This is a genomic window from Mariniflexile gromovii, assembly GCF_017814435.1.
Lineage (GTDB): Bacteria > Bacteroidota > Bacteroidia > Flavobacteriales > Flavobacteriaceae > Mariniflexile > Mariniflexile gromovii.
In genome coordinates this window covers 53,567-71,101 of record NZ_JAGJCB010000002.1, presented here as the reverse complement: position 1 = coordinate 71,101, position 17,535 = coordinate 53,567, and the positions used below count along the sequence as shown (strand labels likewise).

The following is a 17,535-nucleotide window of genomic DNA, read 5'->3' as shown; positions in this document are numbered from 1 at the left end:
AAATTATTATGAAATGTAAAAAACTCTTTTTATTAACGCTGTTTGCGCTATTGAGCATTGTTGTTCAAGCTCAAATTAGTGGTACTGTTACTGATAAAGCAGGTGGTATGCCGCTTCCGGGAGTATCCATTATAGTATCAGGAACCACACAAGGTACTGCAACAGATTTTGATGGAAACTATACACTAGAAAATGTAAGTGGTAATGCCACTTTGGTGATTAGCTATATTGGTTATAAAACCCAAGAAATTCAGGTAAATAATCGTACTTTAATCAATGTGGCCTTAGCAGAAGATGCTGCGCAACTTGATGAAATAGTTGTAACAGGGTACTCCAGAGAACGTAAAGTAGATGTTACTGGGGCGATTACCGTGGTAGAACTAGGGCCTACTGAAGGTGTTAGTATGAGTTCAGGTAGTGCTATTCAAGGATTACAAGGACGTGTACCAGGTGTTTTTATTGAAAAATCCGGAGATCCTACAGGGGCTAGCAGTAATATTTTAATTCGTGGTGCTACCACATTAGGAAATAATGATCCGTTGTTTGTTATAGACGGTGTTCCAACAGTAAGACAAGATGTGTTCTCAAGTATCAACCCAAGTACTATCGAATCGGTTCAAGTGCTTAAAGATGCATCGGCTTCTTCTCTTTATGGAGCTCGTGCAGGTAACGGAGTAATCATTGTTACCACTAAAAATAGTGCAAAAGCTGCTGGTGGTGAAAAATTCAAAGTAAGTATAAATTCTAATATATCGGTACTTTCAGAAAAGAAACAACGTTATGATATGCTTAATGCTCAACAAAGAGGTGAAGTATTATGGCGAGCTTCAGTAAATGATAATTCAGATCCTAATTCAGGATATGGTGAGATATATAATTTTGACTGGAACGGAGACTTTAATAATCCTGTTTTAAATAGTGTTACCGTACAGCCATTTGTGGGAGGCGATACTAATGTTCCTGTTGGTGATACAGATTGGCAAGATGAAACCTATCAAACAGGTTATGTATATAACAACGAAATATCTGTTTCTGGAGGTACTGATAATTCTTTCCATTTGCTTAATCTTGGACATTTAAGAAATACAGGTATTTTAAAAAACACAGGGTATGAAAGAATTTCTGCAAAATTAAATTCTAATTTTAATTTATTTGATAATAGATTAAGAGTTGGGGTTAATACACAAATGTTCACATCCGATGAAACTTTGGCTTCACCTGATGTTGGTAGTGCACCTACACCTGGTTTAGCAATTTCTTTAGCACCAACCTTACCGGTTTATGATGCTGATGGCAATTTTGCAGGTCCTTTAGGTTCGGGCTATTCTGATAGAAACAATCCTGTTTTAATGCAGTATATAAACCGTTGGGATAACACCGATAGAACAACCATATTTGGAAATATATGGGGTGAATTCGATATAATTGAAAATTTAACTTTTAGAACAAGTTTAGGTTTAGATTATAACGATTATCATAGAAAAGATATTGAAACAAAAGTTAGTAATGGATTCATTACAAGAAGTAACAATAGGCTGATACATGATACTAGTAAATTTACCAGTTTAGTTTTTACAAATACACTAAACTATCAACTGGATATTAATGATAAACATAAAATTGGTGTTTTACTGGGAACAGAATCTATACAAGATGATTTTCAGAGTGTTAGTGCGCAAGCAGATGGTTTTGCGGTTGAGACTGAATCATTCTTTCAGTTAGATGCAGCCACTGGCGCTAGAACCAATTCAGGTTCTTCAACAGGAAGTCGTTTATTGTCGCAATTTGGTAAAATTAATTACGGTTATGAAGACAGATATTTGGCTTCGTTCACATTGCGTCGCGATGGGTCTTCAAGATTTGGACCAGATAACAGATATGGTGTTTTTCCAGCAGCAACTGTTGGTTGGAGAATTAGTAACGAAGAATTTTGGAAAGATAATGATATTGTAAACTCATTAAAATTTAGAGCCGGTTATGGTGAAGTAGGTAACCAAACCATAGGCGACGTAGCGCGTTTCGGTTTGTTTGAATCTAGATATGGCGCAAATCAGTTACAAGCCACTGGAGATACTTTCTTCTTTAATACGTTCTATAATGTAGGTACTGCTTACGATTTAAATGGAAATAACACCGGTAATTTACCCTCTGGTTTTGTTTCTATTCAAGCGGCAAATTCTGGTTTAAAATGGGAAACTACCAAAGAGATCAACCTTGGTATTGATTTTACATTGTTGAATAATAATATAGTGGGATCTTTTGACTATTTTACAAGAGAAACATCAGATATTTTAACAATACCTCCAATTGCATCGGCAATAGGTGAAGGTCAATTACGAACATTAAATGGAGCTACAACCGAAGTGAGAGGTTGGGAGTTGGCTTTAGGTTATTCAAAAACATTTGATAACGGTTTATCGCTTACTGTAGCAACTAATTTTGGTTCCTTTAAAGATGAGATTACCGAATTGCCTGCTGAAGTTGTTTCTGCTTTTCCAGGAACTGTTGATAATTCTATTATTGGTCACTCGCAGTTTTCGATTTTCGGATATAAATCAGATGGTTTGTTTCAAAGTCAAGCCGATGTAGATTCAAGTCCAACACAAGTCCCTGCTGGACGACCAGGAGGAATTAAATTCAAGGATTTAGACGGTAACGGAAGTGTAGGTGTTGAAGATAGAGATTTCCTTGGAACAACTTTACCAGACCTTGAGTATGGTATTAGAATTGATTTAGCGTACAAAAATTTCGATATGTCGTTATTTGGATCTGGAGTAACAGGAAGAATAGGACAAGATCCTTATATCTTTTGGAACAATTTTGTTCAAGGTAGAGAAAATGCTGGACTTGGTGTATTGGATGCTTGGACCCCAACAAATACAGATTCTAATATTCCATCATTAACACTTGCAAATAATGATAATAGGATTTCAGATTATTTGTTTAGAAATAATTCTTATTTCAAATTAAGAAACCTTCAATTAGGGTATTCACTTCCAGAAGACTTAATAGAAAATTGGGCAGGTATGTCAAGCTGTAGAATTTATTTTCAAGGAGAAAATCTATTCTGGTTTACTCCAAGCGATTACATAGGTGCAGATCCTGAGCGTACAGATGTAAATAGAATTCCGGTACCTACAACGCTGTCTTTAGGTCTTAACATTAACTTTTAAAAATGGTAAACATGAAAAAATATATAAAAACAGTATTAACAGGAATTATGGCAGCATCTGTATTGTTTGCTTGTTCCAAAGACTTTTTAGATTACGAACCGGAAGGCGTATTATCTAACGAAAACGTAGCAACTGCTGAAAATGCAGAAGCCTTAGTAGTTGCAGCTTATGCTGGAATTGCCAATGATGATATGGTAGGGCCTTTAACCAGTATGTGGGTATATGGCAGTGTACGTTCTGATGATGCCTATAAAGGAGGGGGAGGACGTGGTGACGTGGATGTTGTTGATAGATACGAACAATACAACTTAACTATTGCTGATGATCCATTAGATTGGATGGCACCAAGAACTTGGACAAACTATTACGCAGCGATTTCTAGAGCAAACTTTGCCTTGGATGTAATTAATCAAATTCCAGATGCAGATTATGCAGATAAAACAACAAGACAAGCAGAACTTAGGTTTTTAAGAGCGCATTCTCATTTTGTTCTAAAATTATTGTTTAAAAAGATTCCTTACATCACCGAAGGTTTAACACAAGAGGAAATTTTACAGATTTCAAATGTAATAGACAATGATGCTTTATGGGATAAAATTGCAGATGATTTCTTATTTGCCTTTAATAATTTACCTCAAGCTCAAGATCAAGTTGGTAGAGCCGATAGAAATGCAGCAGCAGCTTATTTAGCAAAATTACGTTTATATCAAGCCTATGAGCAAAACGATACGCATCAAGTAACCAATATTAATCTTTCTCGTTTACAGGAAGTAATTGATTATGCAGATGAAGTAACGGGTGCATTAGAATCAGATTACGGAAATAATTTCCTAGATGGTTTTGATAATGGTCCTGAATCCATTTGGGCAGCACAATTTTCAATAAATGATGGAACAACTGTAGGTAGAGTAAGTTTTGTAACAGGATTAAACTCACCGCACGGAACAGGCTTGTACGGGTGTTGTGGTTTCCACTTGGCAAGTCAAAATATGGTAAACGCCTTTAAAACGGATCCTGTAACTGGGTTGCCACAATTAGATACATTCAATAACACTAATATTTTTAATGTAGTAAATAGCAATGGTGAAACTCCTTTGGCGGCCGGTATAACTTTAGACCCAAGAATAGACCATACAGTAGGAATACCTGGGCGTCCGTTCAAATATAGAAATACGGTTAAAACTTCTGGAGATATGATTTACAAATTTAGTTGGGCAAGAGACCCAGGAGTATATGGTTATTTTGGAAATATGAAAGAACAACAAGCACCAGATTGTACATGTTATGTAAAAGAAGGACCGTTTGTAGGAACCTCAAAAAACATAGAATTCATTAGATATGCCGATGTGCTTTTATTTAAAGCTGAAGCTTTGATCCAACTAAGTCAAGTGGATGCTGGTATAACCATTATCAATCAAATTAGAACGCGTGCCGCAGCAAGTACCCAAAGACAAATTGATGCTGGAGCTTCAAACGTTTATAACGTTGGGTACTACCCAATGGGAATGTCTAAAGCAGATGCTTTTAAAGCCTTAATGTTTGAAAGACGTTTAGAATTTGGTATGGAAGGCCCTAGGTTTTTTGACTTAGTGCGTTGGGGCATGGCAGAGCAAGTACTTAATGCCTATTTAGCTGTCGAGAAAACTAGAAGAGATTTTCTTGCTAATGCACAGTTTACTGCAGGTAGAGATGAGTATTATCCTATTCCACAAAGAGAGATTGATTTCACAGGAGGGTTATATGACCAAAACCCAGGGTATTAAGTATAAAAAATTAAGTTTGGTTTAGTTGTTGATAAATTCCAGGAGAGCTTCATTTTTTTTAAGTTCTTCTGGAGTTATCTAAAAAAATAAGGTCATGGCAAAAATTACTTGTTTTGGAGAAGTGTTATGGGATGTGTTTCCTACCCACAAGAAAATTGGTGGAGCTCCTTTAAATGTGGCGAGCAGATTACAATCATTCGATCATAGCGTAACAATGGTTAGCGCCATTGGAAAAGGGGAAAATGGAGCGAAACTTATGCAATATCTTAAAGATTGTGGTATTAACACAAGTTGTGTACAGGTACATGATGAATATAAAACAGGAAAAGTAAAAGTGATGCTAAATGATAAAGGCTCGGCATCTTATGACATCAAATACCCAAGAGCTTGGGACAAAATCAGATTAACAGAAGTGAATAAAAAAGCTGTAAAAAGCTCGGATGCATTTGTTTTTGGGAGTTTAGTGGCAAGAGATGATAGTTCTAGAAACACCTTATACAGCCTCATAGAGTTAGCGAAATACAAAATATTCGATTTAAATTTAAGACCACCTTACTATACAAAAGACGTTTTGTTTCATTTAATGGATAAGGCCGATTTTATTAAGTTTAATGATGATGAACTTTTTGAGGTATGTAAATACATGGGTTCAAAATTTAATTCGCTGGAACAGAATCTTATGTTTATTTCTGAAAAAACAAATACAAAACACATCTGTGTAACAAAAGGGTCGCATGGTGCTGTTTTGCTATACGATAATAAACTATTTTACAATAGTGGTTTTCTTGTAAAAGTTATTGATACCGTAGGTGCAGGAGATTCATTCTTGGGCACCTTAATCAATCAATTATTAAAAAATGTAAATCCTCAAAAAGCAATAGATTTTGCTTGTGCAGTAGGGGCATTAGTGGCGCAGAGTGAAGGTGCAAATCCGGTTTTGTCGAGATCTGATATTGATGCTTTTATAAACCCACATTGATAACTGATTAAGTTCAGAATTAAATACAAAAATGATTTCTTAGTAGAAAAAAGAAAAAATTTAGCTTAACTCAGACAAACGAAGAACCTTATCCAAATTATCACAGGTATTTTAAAATATTGTTATAATCAAGTTTATGATATATGGACGCAAATTCAATAAAATTATGTCATATTCAACTAAATGAGTTAAATTATTGTTAAAAAGGGGCTAATTCGGTGTCACTAAATTTTAAGGGGCTTTTTAAGCCCTGAAAATGCTATAAAAATGAGATTTTGGATAGTTCCATCTTGGAGTACAAAAGCCTTATCAAAATTTTGATAAGGCTTTTTTTTATGGTATTATATTTAGTAATTACCTATTTCTTTTCCAGCATATCGGGAGTTGCTACCGTTCTAAACCCCACGTGTTCTGCGGAAGAATCCATACTTGTTCCCATTCTAGAAGACACTCTATAACTGGCACAATAGGAATCGCTACATAAAAACGAACCGCCTTTTATTATTTTTTCCTGCAAATACGGGTTATTAGGGTTGTACGCCTTGTCTGCACCTTTAGGGTTCACGGTTGTTGATTTTGTTGCGGCCAACGCATCGTAATAATTTAAATTGTACCAATCGGAAGTGAACTCCCAAACATTGCCTGCCATATCGTATAGACCAAAGTTATTGGGTGGGTACGATTTTACAGGTGCCGTTCTTTCAAAGCCATCTTCTAGGGTATTATAAACAGGAAATTCGCCTTCCCAACTGTTTGCTTTTTTTGATAGTTTATCGCGTTCATCGCCCCAGAAAAATATGGTGCTGTTATTATTGCCTCTTGCAGCAAATTCCCATTCGGCTTCGGTGGGCAACCTTCGTCCTGCCCATTTGCAATAGGCCTGTGCATCTTCATAGGCAATATGTACAACGGGGTGGTTTTCTTTACCTTTTAAGTCGGTGTCTGGTCCACTTGGGTGTTTCCAGTTTACACCAATTACCCAGCGCCACCATTGTGAAAAATCGTATAAATTAGGTACGGACTCTTTGGTTTTTTTAAACATTAAAGACCCGGGTTGCATGATGGAATCGTGGGGTTTTGGTGTGCCTTCTGGCAATTGTTTTTTCATTTCTTCCCAATCTATTTCGCGTTCCGCCACTGTAACATAACCTGTTTCTTTTACAAATTTTGAAAACTGTGCGTTGGTAACTTCGGTTATGTCCATAAAAAAACCATCGACGGTTACCGAGTGCTGTGGTTTTTCGTATTTCATTGCCATTTTATCTTGTGGTACAGCGCCTTGTAAAAAAGTGCCACCAGGTATCCAAACCATCCCTTGGGGTGGGTTGTTAATTAGGCTATCGCTTATTTCTGTTTTATGGGTTGTTTGCGACAACGCTTCCTGTTCTTGTTTTTGGTTTTTGCATGCCAATACCACAAAAAAACTAATTGCTGTTATAATTATTTGGGTTATGTGTTTCATTAATCTGTTTTAAAAAGGTAATGTATAGTTACAAAAGTATTTATTAATTGCGTTAAAAACTACTTTATAGATTTAAACTGCTTTTTTTAACATAAAACCAAGTATGATGATGGGTGCGTTAGGGATAGCAGTGAAAAGCCCACAGCGACGCAGGAGCGAGGACTTGTAACGTATAGCCCGACCCTTGTGGTAACGCCCAAATTTTGGTTGAAATTTACCCAATGGAAAATAGGTGTTTTCTATCCCTTTGGTTTTAATTACCTTTGCATACCTTAATACATACGTTTATGATATATTCAATGACAGGTTACGGAAAATCTGTTTTGCAATTGCCCACCAAAAAAGTGACCATTGAGCTGAAATCGCTTAATAGCAAAAGTTTAGATTTGAATGCTAGAATGCCTTCTATTTATAGAGAAAAGGAACTTGCTATTAGAAAATTGCTTGCCGATGCCCTAGAGCGTGGTAAGATTGATTTTTCTATTTACGTGGAAGCTACGGCCGAAGATACCTCTACACAAATAAACACGCCCGTTGTAAAGCAATATATTGAGCAATTACGAGGTGTGGTTGATGGCGATGACATAGAATTGCTTAAAATGGCGGTTCGTTTTCCGGATGCTTTGAACACCGTACGTGAAGAAATTGACGAAAACGAGTGGGCATTGATAGCTGTTGAAATTAACAATGCCATTGAAGATTTAAACAACCACCGTTTAAATGAAGGTAAGGTTTTGGAACAGGATTTTAATAAACGTGTAGCTATTATTGATGATTTGCTGGACCAAGTTATTGCTATGGATCCCGACCGCATTGTTGGCGTGCGTGAACGCCTGCTGAAAGGTGTTGAGGAACTTAAAGACAAATACGACGAAAACCGTTTTGAACAGGAATTGGTATATTACATTGAAAAATTTGATATTACTGAAGAAAAGGTGCGTTTAAAAAACCATTTGAATTATTTTATTGAATCTATAAACTCCAAAGATTCCAACGGAAAGAAACTTGGATTTATAAGTCAGGAAATGGGACGCGAAATAAACACCATTGGCTCTAAAAGTAATTATGCACCTATGCAACAACTGGTGGTGCAAATGAAAGATGAACTGGAAAAAATTAAAGAACAATTATTGAACGTGCTTTAAAAGCTTTATGCTGTACGCCATATGCTTTAGGCCAGCATTTTAGCCTAAAGCCTATAGCTTAAGGCATAAAGCCATAAAAAAAATATTAGTGACAGAACAAAACACCACAAAAAAAGGAAAGCTTATTGTGTTTTCGGCACCATCGGGATCGGGAAAAACAACTATTGTTAGGCATTTATTAGGCTTAAAAGATTTAAACTTAGAATTCTCCATTTCGGCAACTTCTAGAGAAAAACGCGGCACCGAAGTAGATGGGAAAGACTACTACTTTTTATCATTGGAAGCTTTTAAAAAAAATATAAAAAACGATGCCTTTTTAGAATGGGAGGAAGTGTACCGTGATAATTTTTACGGTACTTTAAAAACCGAAGTGGAACGCATTTGGGCCATGGGTAAAAACGTTATTTTTGATATTGATGTATCGGGTGGACTGCGTATAAAACGTAAATTCCCAGAAGAAACCTTAGCTATTTTTGTAAAACCTCCAAGTATAGACGAATTGAAAATCCGACTTAAAAATCGTAAAACAGAAACAGAAGACAAGATAAACATGCGTGTATCAAAAGCATCAGCAGAATTAGCAACAGCACCTTTATTCGACGTTATTGTAGTAAACGATGATTTAGAAAAAGCTTTTGCTGAAGCCGAAAAATTGGTGAGTGATTTTGTAAAATGATATGTTTTTCTAGATTAAATCAGAGCATGCACAATGTCCCCTCGAGCGTAGTCGAGAGGTTAAATATTATTTAAATTAAAAAGGTCTCGACTGCGCTCGACCTGACAATAGTAAAAAAGGAACATTCTTTAAATTGCAAATATTTACATGAAAATCGGTTTGTATTTTGGCTCTTTCAACCCCATACATATTGGACATTTGGTTATTGCCAACCACATTGCCGAGTACAGCGATTTAAATGAAGTTTGGTTTGTGGTAACGCCCCACAACCCGTTTAAAAAGAAAAGCAGTTTATTGGATAATTTCCAGCGTTTGGAAATGGTGTACCGCGCTACTAAAGACTACTCCAAACTTAAACCTTGCGATATTGAATTCAATTTACCGCAACCCAATTACACGATAAACACCCTAATTTATTTACAAGAGAAACACCCCGATTACGAGTTTTCTTTAATTATGGGTGAAGACAATTTAAAGAGCTTCCACAAGTGGAAAAACTACGAGGTTATTTTAGAAAATCACCATATTTATGTGTACCCACGTGTTTCAGAAGAAAAAATTGAAACCCAGTTTGATGGGCACAAAAAAATTCACCATATCGATGCGCCTATTATGGAACTTTCTTCAACCCATATTCGCAACGCCATAAAAGCAGGTAAAAACATTAAACCTATGCTTCCTGAACATGTTTGGGAGTATTTGGATGAGATGAATTTTTATAGGTAATTCTTACTTCATTTTATCGGAAAATTTTATAAATTAGTTCTAATAACTGATAAAGTTTATTGAAACGGAATAATCTTAAAATTAGCTGTAATTTAGAATAATCTTCCTAACTTATCATTTAGCGAAATAGATAAGTCAATAAATTCAAATTTTAAATTGTGAGATTTTCCTAAAGGTTCAATCATTTTGCCCAATGATTTCCTGTCCTTTGTAATATAAGCATCAATATTTCTATTATGAATTTGGGCAAATAATTTAATATCGTTGATTATTACTTTTCGCTGTTCAGACACTCTTAAATCTTCATTCCCTTTAAGTTCAGAAAAAAAATTACCTGCAATTTTAGCATCTGCGTAATCAAATTCTAATAAACGGAAAACATTCAAGGAAAGTAAATTATCTGGATTATCACCGACTCCATACTCACTAACAACAATAGTGGAGAGATACATTTCTATTCCATTTTCCAAAAAATATTCAAAATAATCAACAGCATTTTGATGAAAATCTGCGTCGGACTTTAATAAACGAATACAAAAAGAACTATCTAAAAGTACGCTTTCTACTCCTTTCATATTCCCTCTGCTTTTATGTCATCTAACCAAGCATCAACATTCGTAATTTTACTTAAATTAGCAGAAGCCTTTTCAATTACTTTTTCTAAAAGGGACTTATTAAAAACTGGCTTATATTGAATAAACTCAACTAATTCTAAATCAGTTAAGTAGTCATCTTCAAAACTTTTTTTACCGCGAACTTTAATTCCGTATGGTTTGTAAGTTTTCTTTTCACCATCCATTATTTGTTCTTTGGTTGCAGAAATAGTAAGGTTTCCGTATTTTTTTGTACTTATGTGTAAATTTGGACTTTTACCACCTTCTTGATAAATCTCTCCATAAAGATAAAATTCACTTTCATAAAAAGTTGGTGCAATCATCTCAAAATTAGTAGTATAATCTATAATAAGTGATGAATCTTTTGAAATAGAATTATTAAACTCAATAACATAACCTTCCTTAACAGCTTTTTTTTGAAATTTATCAATTATAGACTGCCTTTTATAATCTAAAAAATCAAGATTATTTCTGTTTTTAATTTCACTTGTCAACCCATTGAATAAAATAACCGCTGTAATAGGTAAAAAGAATTTATGTTTAGCGGACCCTTCTTGTATGTCGTATGAAATATGTGGTCTATTTTGCTTTTCTTTTCGGTTTGGATATAAAAAAGACTCGACATCGGATATAAAGTCTTTGACCTCATTTATATCAATATCTTTAGGACTTAAAGTATTATCCTTATTCGTCACTCTTAATTCTATGTATCCTTGTTCTTCCACGTGTCTAAAATACAAATTTACAGAATATAAAAAACTACTTTCAACAATGTATATCAAAATGTTAAATAAAATCCTCAAAAAAGAAACCGCCCAAAGAATAAATCTTTAAACGGTTTCTAAACTAAATAACCAACCAAACTTTTATAAAACCCTAGTGCTTTCTCTTGGGTTTTCTACTTTATCTTTTCTGTACTTACGTAATTTTTCCGTAGTTGCAGTTTTTCCTTTTGTATCTGTTGTTTTCATAAATTGTATATAGCCTTTACCAACAAACTCATAAGCGGTTCCCGATGCTGGGTGATACAATTCTATCTTACTATCATTAATAACGCTCAATTCGAAAAATTCATTGTCGAAATAATCATAATCTAATGTTAAAGTTTTCAGCTTGTTATTTCCCGTTACATTTCCAACCCCGTAAACTCCGGTATAATCCCAATATAAGTTATTGATGTTTTTTCCATTGGCATCTTGCGAGCTTCTGAACTCCGAATCGTTTCCACCAGCTAAAAATTGTAAATAGTTTTCGTTATCAAACTCATTGATGGCGCCGTAATTACTGGTATATACTTTTTCCCAAGCTTTGTATTCTTGTAAGAAATAATGGATGTTATCGTAAAACACAAAATCATAATCAAAATTGCTACGTTGGTAACCATCTAAAAAGTATGAGGTATCATTATTTGGGTTGTAAAGCTCGATGGTATTATTGTCTATTTGGTAAATATCAAAGGTTTCAAAACCATCAATAACATGGTATACATCTAAAATCATATCATAGGCATCGTAATTTCCTATTTTAACACCAAAACCATTTCCTGTACTGCCCAAACCAACTATATTGTTGTTCGCATATACGCTACCGTTTCTAAACGACATGGTAAATGCTTTCTGTAAAAACGGTGTTTCACCATAACCTTTAGTAGAATTAATATCTACATACCACAATTCGTACGAACCTAATAATTGGTTTAATGATATTTGTGGGGTATTATCGTAATCGTCTACAATTACCTCGGTGTAACACGAAGTAAATAAGGTTGCTGTTAAGGCAAATGTTAAAAGTAATTTTATAGTCTTCATAATCAAACATTTTTGGGTTTATACTTTAATGGTTTTCAAAACGCGTGCCAAAAATTTTTAGTCACAGTTTACGGTAGCAGTCTCAGTGTTCTATTTCTGTCCTTAAACATCCGTCTCCCGTCTTTATTCTAGCTTCTTTATTCTTGTTTCTTTTATATCCGTTTCTTTCACGACACAGATAAATATTTTATGTATTTTTGAAGTATTAAACAACAAAACTATATATGAACAAACCTTTAAAATACGCGGTTTTTGGTGCAGGAAGTTGGGCAACGGCCATTGTAAAAATGCTTTGCGAAAATTTAGATGAAGTTGGCTGGTACATGCGCAGTGTTTACACCAAAGAACATTTGTTAAGAGAGTACCACAACCCCAATTATTTAAGTTCGGTTGAGTTTCATATAGACCAATTAAAGTTAAGCAACGATATTAATGAAATTGCCGAATATGCCGATGTGTTGATTTTTGCAATTCCTTCTGCTTTTATTCATAGCGAATTGGAAAAACTGAATATTGATATTTCTAATAAAATAATTGTTTCGGCCGTTAAAGGTATTTTGCCAGAGTCTGGTTTATTATTAGGCGAACATTTTCATGAAGCCTATAAAGTACCCTATAATAATATTGCGGTTATTGCGGGTCCTTGCCATGCCGAAGAGGTAGCATTAGAACGTTTATCGTACTTAACCATTTCATGTTCCGATTCCAAAAAAGCACAAACTTTGGCCGATGCTTTGTCCAGCGATTATATAAAAACTAAAATTAGCGACGATATTATTGGTGTAGAATACGCCGTAATGCTTAAAAACATATATGCCATTGCTGCAGGCATAGCGCACGGTTTGGGCTATGGCGATAATTTCCAAAGTGTACTGATGAGCAACTCCATTCGTGAAATGAAACGTTTTATTAAGAAAATGCACAAAATGAAACGTAACATTAATAACTCGGCGTATTTGGGCGATTTACTCGTAACGGGCTATTCGGTATTTTCCAGAAACCGCATGTTTGGAAATATGATTGGTAAAGGCTACACCGTAAAATCTGCCCAAATGGAAATGAGTATGGTGGCCGAAGGATATTACGCTACCAAAAGTGCCCATCTACTTAACGAAAAGAATAAAAGTAAAACCAAATTACCTATTATAAACGCGGTTTATGATATTTTATACGAAGGAAAAGACCCTAAAAAAACCTTTAAAAAATTGACCGAGAAGTTGGATTAATTCGTCATTGCGAACAACCTGAAGCAATCTGTTTATTTGGGCGTTACCACAAGGGTCGGGCTTTTCGCTGCAAGTCCTCGCTCGTACCTCGCTGTGGGCTTTCCGCTTCAATCCCTAACGCAAACCCAATTTTCAAATAAAACCTGTTGTTATTTATAAACTTTCATAAAACTTTAACGAACTTGCGTTGTAATTAAAATACGAACCAAGTATATTCGTTATAGTAATTTGCGTTAATTATCTTAGCGCCAAAATTATAAAAATTTAATGCCAGAAAAAAAACAGCTTAAATACGATAAAGCCTACTTAAGAATAGCACAAGAATGGGGAAAATTATCCTATTGCAAACGCCGCCAAGTAGGAGCGCTCATTGTAAAAGATAGAATGATAATATCAGATGGCTACAACGGTACGCCATCGGGTTTTGAAAATTTTTGTGAGGACGATGAAGGCTATACCAAATGGTATGTGCTACATGCAGAGGCCAATGCTATTTTAAAAGTGGCAGCATCAACACAATCGTGTAAAGGGGCTACACTTTATATTACCATGTCGCCATGTAAAGAATGCAGCAAGCTCATCCATCAAGCAGGCATTGTGAAAGTGGTGTTTCATCAAGCATATAAAGATGATTCTGGATTGAAATTCTTAGAAAAAGCAGGAATCGAGTTAAAACAAATTGAAGAATTAGAAGCCTAATGGCATACAAAAAAAAATACTTACCATTAATAATAGGCGTAGCCATTGCTGCGGGCATTTTTATTGGAGGCAGGCTAAATTTTAGCGATGTCCCTGATAAATTATTTTCAAAAAACAGCAAAAAGGATAAACTTAACAGACTTATAGATTACATTGATTACGATTATGTTGATGATGTGAATACAGATAGCATCGTAGATGTTACCGTAAATGGTATTTTAGATAATTTAGATCCGCATTCGGTGTACATTCCTAAAGAAGACATGGAAAGTGTTGCCGAAAATATGAAAGGCGATTTTGTTGGTATTGGCGTTAGTTTTTATCCATATCGCGATACCATTGCAGTGATAAGAGCCATAGCGGGAGGTCCAAGTGATAAAGCCGGTATAAGAGGAGGAGACCGCATTATCATGGCAGATGGAGACATCCTATATGGTAGTAAATTGAACGATGGCGAATTGGTAAAAAAACTTAAAGGACCGTTAAATAGCAGGGTCAACTTAAAGATATTTAGAAAAGGGGAGTCAAAATTGCTTGATTTTTCAGTAAAGCGTTCCCACATTCCCATAAAAAGTGTGGATGCAGCATATATGCTTACCAATAAATTAGGCTATATAAAAATCAATCGTTTTGCTGAAACCACCTATAAAGAGTTTAAAAGCGGTTTAAATAAATTATTGGATTTAGGCGCCACAGAATTAACCCTCGATTTACGTGATAACCCAGGTGGTTTTTTAGGCATTGCCGAAGAAATTGCAGATGAATTTTTAGAAGAAGATAAACTCATTCTATTTACAAAAAACAAACGTGGTAATATTGAAAAAAGCTATGCGACCGATAAAGGCGATTTTGAAAAAGGTAAGCTTTATGTATTGATAAATGAAAATTCGGCATCGGCAAGTGAAATTGTAGCGGGTGCATTGCAAGATAACGATAAGGGCATTATTATTGGGCGTCGTTCCTACGGAAAAGGTTTGGTGCAACGCGAAATGGATTTGGGCGATGGTAGTGCTGTGCGTTTAACCGTATCAAGGTATTATACGCCAACAGGACGCTCTATACAAAGGCCATACAGCAAAGGAAATAAAGATTATTACGATGAGTATTTTGCCAGAATTGAAAGTGGCGAACTTTTAGATCCAGAGAAAATTCAAGTAGCCGATTCTTTAAAATATAAAACTCCAAAAGGAAAAATTGTATATGGCGGTGGTGGTATTATTCCAGATGTGTTTGTGCCTATCGATAGCGGTATGCAAAATGAAACACTAACGTTTTTACAGCGTCGTGGGTTTATTGGTTATTTTGTTTTTGAAACCTTAGATAAAAACCGAAAAGCATATAGCGATATTTCAAGACAGGATTTTATTGATAAATTTGAAGTTAGCGAAGCTATGGTTTACGATTTCCAAGAGTATTTGAACAAAAGAACGGAGTCTAAATTAACCTTTGTGGCCTACCATGAGGAAGTGAAACAATATTTAAAAGCAACCTTGGCAGACCAACTTTACGGTGCAGGTGCTTTTGAAGAAGTATTCAATCAACATGATCTTATGATTGAAGAGGTTATGGAGTTGAGTAAAGGTAAGAAGTAATATTTAGAGTCTAAATATTTATCTTACTTTGAGATTTAGTGATGTTACCTTTTTACAGTATTTCTCAAATACATAAATGTAAATAAATATAGCTGTTAAGTGCTGTTTTATTTTTACAGAATTCAAGAAAAACATATTAGAATTGTAAGGGTGCTTCATGGAAGTAAAGACATTCCCAAACATTTTTAGCCAAAGTTAATAGTTTGTTTTTCCGATTTGCAACTTTGAAGCTCTATCAGCCAATCTTATCATGTACCTTCACATGCTTCCCACCATTCCAAAGCGTTAAAATATCAGTCGCTACATGGGCACCACTACCAGCACAAATAGCAAACTGACTGCGCCAACCAGCAAGTGAACCAGCAACATATAGGTTGTCTTCAACCAAATGATCTGTATTTTTCAGCCAAATACGATCTTTTTCAATAGTTGCTCTAGGGTGTGGTTCAATAAAGGCTTCTAAACCTTTAATAGTCATTAAATTGGTGTAACCCACAGCAACAACCACTATTTTGGCTTTGTAAATTTGTTTGTTGGTTTCAACGGTAAAAATACCTTCATGCTTTGAAATCTCTAAAACTTTTTCGTTTTCAATGTGTTCAACATGTGGATATAAAGTTTTTAGTTGAGCTTTGCCGCTATTTAAAATAGATTCACCCGTTGTTCCAGGAGCCAAACCAAGCACATTATTAAATAAAGCGGTTTGTAAATGCGATGTTTTTTGGTGCACAATAATACCAATATGTTTGTTTTCCGCAAAGGGCTTACCTTTAGCAGAACCTAACACTAAGGCGCATTGTAGTCCGGCGGCACCACCACCTATTATTAAAGCATCAAACATTAGCGACGACCTTTTACTTTTGCTTCTATACGTTTAGAAATTCTTAAAATTTGCATCATTACTATGGCGCAAAGTGCTGCCAAAATAGTTATTAGGGCTATCATGCTTTCACCTTCAAAAGGCGTATCAAAATTTATTTGAGTAGCGTTGAAGATGATAAGAGCTAGAGCCAATACGCTAATTACAATGGTTGCGATTTTCATTTTTTAAAAATTAAATAATTTCAAATAATGCTTTAATATTATGGGCGAACAGCTTAACGGCAATGGCCAATAGTACCACGCCAAACACTTTTCTAACAATACTAATACCGTTTGCTCCTAAAAAACGCTCGATGGTTTTAGAGGTTTTTAAAACAATAAAAATAACAATTACGTTTAAAACAATGGCAATTATAATGTTTTCAATTTTAAACTCAGCTCTTAATGAAAGTAAGGTTGTTAAACTACCAGGACCTGCAATAAGTGGAAAAGCTAATGGAAATACCGAAGCGGTATCAGAAGTGTATTCTTCATGTTTATAGAGTGTAATGCCTAAAATCATTTCTAAAGCAATAAAAAATAAAATAAACGATCCGGCCACGGCAAACGAGTTAACATCAATACCAATAAGTTTTAAAATGCTATTTCCTAGAAACAGAAATGATATCATGATAACTCCAGAAATAATAGCAGCTTTTCTACTATTAATATGGCCTACTTTTTTCCGTAAATCAATTATAATAGGAATATTGCCAACAATATCAACCACGGCAAATAATACCATAAAAGCAGTAAATATCTCTTTAAAATTAAGTTGCATGTGTGTGCTTTTAATATTTTGTTGCAAAAG

General features: G+C 35.0%; 16 protein-coding genes. 9 read left to right on the top strand and 7 right to left on the bottom strand.

Annotation, left to right across the window (positions count from 1 at the left end; genetic code table 11):
• Positions 1 to 8: 8 nt before the first annotated feature.
• The 3 genes from J8H85_RS02245 (at position 9) to J8H85_RS02235 (ending at position 5,915) form a co-directional block, all read left to right on the top strand.
• On the top strand, positions 9 to 3,173 hold the full coding sequence (locus J8H85_RS02245; protein WP_209652272.1) for a SusC/RagA family TonB-linked outer membrane protein: 3,165 nt from the start codon (positions 9 to 11) through the stop codon (positions 3,171 to 3,173).
• 11 nt (positions 3,174 to 3,184) lie between these two features.
• Positions 3,185 to 4,936, top strand: a complete 1,752-nt coding sequence (locus tag J8H85_RS02240; protein WP_209652270.1) for a RagB/SusD family nutrient uptake outer membrane protein — start codon at positions 3,185 to 3,187, stop codon at positions 4,934 to 4,936.
• Between the two features lie 94 nt (positions 4,937 to 5,030).
• The gene (locus tag J8H85_RS02235) at positions 5,031 to 5,915 is read left to right on the top strand and encodes a carbohydrate kinase family protein (protein ID WP_209652268.1); all 885 of its coding nucleotides are present in this window, start codon (positions 5,031 to 5,033) and stop codon (positions 5,913 to 5,915) included.
• Between the two features lie 358 nt (positions 5,916 to 6,273).
• Here the strand turns inward: J8H85_RS02235 and J8H85_RS02230 are convergent, their stop codons facing one another.
• Positions 6,274 to 7,377: a formylglycine-generating enzyme family protein gene (locus tag J8H85_RS02230; protein ID WP_209652266.1), complete on the bottom strand. Its 1,104-nt coding sequence runs from the start codon at positions 7,375 to 7,377 to the stop codon at positions 6,274 to 6,276.
• Between the two features lie 287 nt (positions 7,378 to 7,664).
• Between J8H85_RS02230 and J8H85_RS02225 the strand changes: the two genes are divergently transcribed.
• The 3 genes from J8H85_RS02225 to nadD all read left to right on the top strand — a co-directional run bounded on the left by J8H85_RS02225 (position 7,665) and on the right by nadD (position 9,924).
• Positions 7,665 to 8,522, top strand: coding sequence for a YicC/YloC family endoribonuclease (locus J8H85_RS02225; protein ID WP_209652264.1), 858 nt, complete (start codon positions 7,665 to 7,667; stop codon positions 8,520 to 8,522).
• Positions 8,523 to 8,610: 88 nt separating this feature from the next.
• Positions 8,611 to 9,198 (top strand): guanylate kinase, encoded by a 588-nt coding sequence (gene gmk / locus J8H85_RS02220; protein ID WP_209652263.1) that lies wholly within the window; start codon positions 8,611 to 8,613, stop codon positions 9,196 to 9,198.
• A 147-nt stretch (positions 9,199 to 9,345) separates the two neighbouring features.
• On the top strand, positions 9,346 to 9,924 hold the full coding sequence (gene nadD / locus J8H85_RS02215) for a nicotinate (nicotinamide) nucleotide adenylyltransferase (protein WP_209652261.1): 579 nt from the start codon (positions 9,346 to 9,348) through the stop codon (positions 9,922 to 9,924).
• A gap of 92 nt (positions 9,925 to 10,016) precedes the next feature.
• On the opposite strand, the gene J8H85_RS02210 is transcribed toward nadD, so the two are convergent.
• The 3 genes from J8H85_RS02210 to J8H85_RS02200 all read right to left on the bottom strand — a co-directional run bounded on the left by J8H85_RS02210 (position 10,017) and on the right by J8H85_RS02200 (position 12,346).
• Complete coding sequence (locus J8H85_RS02210) at positions 10,017 to 10,499, bottom strand: PIN domain-containing protein (RefSeq protein WP_209652259.1); 483 nt, start codon at positions 10,497 to 10,499, stop codon at positions 10,017 to 10,019.
• Positions 10,496 to 11,263 carry a hypothetical protein gene (locus J8H85_RS02205; RefSeq protein WP_209652257.1) on the bottom strand — a complete coding sequence of 256 codons (768 nt, stop codon included), beginning with the start codon at positions 11,261 to 11,263 and terminating at the stop codon, positions 10,496 to 10,498. Before J8H85_RS02205 ends, J8H85_RS02210 begins: the two co-directional genes overlap by 4 nt.
• 141 nt (positions 11,264 to 11,404) lie before the next feature.
• The gene (locus J8H85_RS02200) at positions 11,405 to 12,346 is read right to left on the bottom strand and encodes a nicotinic acid mononucleotide adenyltransferase (RefSeq protein WP_209652255.1); all 942 of its coding nucleotides are present in this window, start codon (positions 12,344 to 12,346) and stop codon (positions 11,405 to 11,407) included.
• Positions 12,347 to 12,570: 224 nt separating this feature from the next.
• Between J8H85_RS02200 and J8H85_RS02195 the strand changes: the two genes are divergently transcribed.
• The 3 genes from J8H85_RS02195 to J8H85_RS02185 all read left to right on the top strand — a co-directional run bounded on the left by J8H85_RS02195 (position 12,571) and on the right by J8H85_RS02185 (position 15,863).
• Complete coding sequence (locus J8H85_RS02195) at positions 12,571 to 13,572, top strand: NAD(P)H-dependent glycerol-3-phosphate dehydrogenase (protein ID WP_209652253.1); 1,002 nt, start codon at positions 12,571 to 12,573, stop codon at positions 13,570 to 13,572.
• Between the two features lie 267 nt (positions 13,573 to 13,839).
• Positions 13,840 to 14,271, top strand: coding sequence for a deoxycytidylate deaminase (locus J8H85_RS02190; protein WP_209652251.1), 432 nt, complete (start codon positions 13,840 to 13,842; stop codon positions 14,269 to 14,271).
• On the top strand, positions 14,271 to 15,863 hold the full coding sequence (locus J8H85_RS02185; protein ID WP_209652249.1) for a S41 family peptidase: 1,593 nt from the start codon (positions 14,271 to 14,273) through the stop codon (positions 15,861 to 15,863). The genes J8H85_RS02190 and J8H85_RS02185 overlap by 1 nt, the downstream gene beginning before the upstream one ends.
• Before the next feature lie 235 nt (positions 15,864 to 16,098).
• Here the strand turns inward: J8H85_RS02185 and J8H85_RS02180 are convergent, their stop codons facing one another.
• From J8H85_RS02180 to J8H85_RS02170, 3 genes are read right to left on the bottom strand one after another with little or no spacing between them, the layout of a single operon-like run.
• A complete protein-coding gene (locus tag J8H85_RS02180) occupies positions 16,099 to 16,704 on the bottom strand; it encodes an NAD(P)-binding domain-containing protein (RefSeq protein WP_209652247.1) in 606 nt (201 codons plus the stop codon).
• Positions 16,704 to 16,907, bottom strand: coding sequence for a hypothetical protein (locus J8H85_RS02175; protein WP_209652244.1), 204 nt, complete (start codon positions 16,905 to 16,907; stop codon positions 16,704 to 16,706). The genes J8H85_RS02180 and J8H85_RS02175 overlap by 1 nt, the downstream gene beginning before the upstream one ends.
• A gap of 10 nt (positions 16,908 to 16,917) precedes the next feature.
• Positions 16,918 to 17,505 (bottom strand): MarC family protein, encoded by a 588-nt coding sequence (locus tag J8H85_RS02170; RefSeq protein ID WP_209652242.1) that lies wholly within the window; start codon positions 17,503 to 17,505, stop codon positions 16,918 to 16,920.
• Positions 17,506 to 17,535: the final 30 nt, after the last annotated feature.

Bases quoted from the DNA above. Each gene is read 5' to 3' on its own strand.
- J8H85_RS02240 (WP_209652270.1), top strand. From the start codon at position 3,185: ATGAAAAAATATATAAAAACAGTATTAACAGGAATTATGGCAGCATCT.
- J8H85_RS02180 (WP_209652247.1), bottom strand. From the start codon at position 16,704: ATGTTTGATGCTTTAATAATAGGTGGTGGTGCCGCCGGACTACAATGC.
- J8H85_RS02235 (WP_209652268.1), top strand. From the start codon at position 5,031: ATGGCAAAAATTACTTGTTTTGGAGAAGTGTTATGGGATGTGTTTCCT.
- J8H85_RS02170 (WP_209652242.1), bottom strand. From the start codon at position 17,505: ATGCAACTTAATTTTAAAGAGATATTTACTGCTTTTATGGTATTATTT.
- J8H85_RS02210 (WP_209652259.1), bottom strand. From the start codon at position 10,499: ATGAAAGGAGTAGAAAGCGTACTTTTAGATAGTTCTTTTTGTATTCGT.
- J8H85_RS02225 (WP_209652264.1), top strand. From the start codon at position 7,665: ATGATATATTCAATGACAGGTTACGGAAAATCTGTTTTGCAATTGCCC.
- J8H85_RS02190 (WP_209652251.1), top strand. From the start codon at position 13,840: ATGCCAGAAAAAAAACAGCTTAAATACGATAAAGCCTACTTAAGAATA.
- J8H85_RS02175 (WP_209652244.1), bottom strand. From the start codon at position 16,907: ATGAAAATCGCAACCATTGTAATTAGCGTATTGGCTCTAGCTCTTATC.
- J8H85_RS02200 (WP_209652255.1), bottom strand. From the start codon at position 12,346: ATGAAGACTATAAAATTACTTTTAACATTTGCCTTAACAGCAACCTTA.
- J8H85_RS02245 (WP_209652272.1), top strand. From the start codon at position 9: ATGAAATGTAAAAAACTCTTTTTATTAACGCTGTTTGCGCTATTGAGC.
- J8H85_RS02195 (WP_209652253.1), top strand. From the start codon at position 12,571: ATGAACAAACCTTTAAAATACGCGGTTTTTGGTGCAGGAAGTTGGGCA.
- nadD (WP_209652261.1), top strand. From the start codon at position 9,346: ATGAAAATCGGTTTGTATTTTGGCTCTTTCAACCCCATACATATTGGA.
- J8H85_RS02230 (WP_209652266.1), bottom strand. From the start codon at position 7,377: ATGAAACACATAACCCAAATAATTATAACAGCAATTAGTTTTTTTGTG.
- J8H85_RS02185 (WP_209652249.1), top strand. From the start codon at position 14,271: ATGGCATACAAAAAAAAATACTTACCATTAATAATAGGCGTAGCCATT.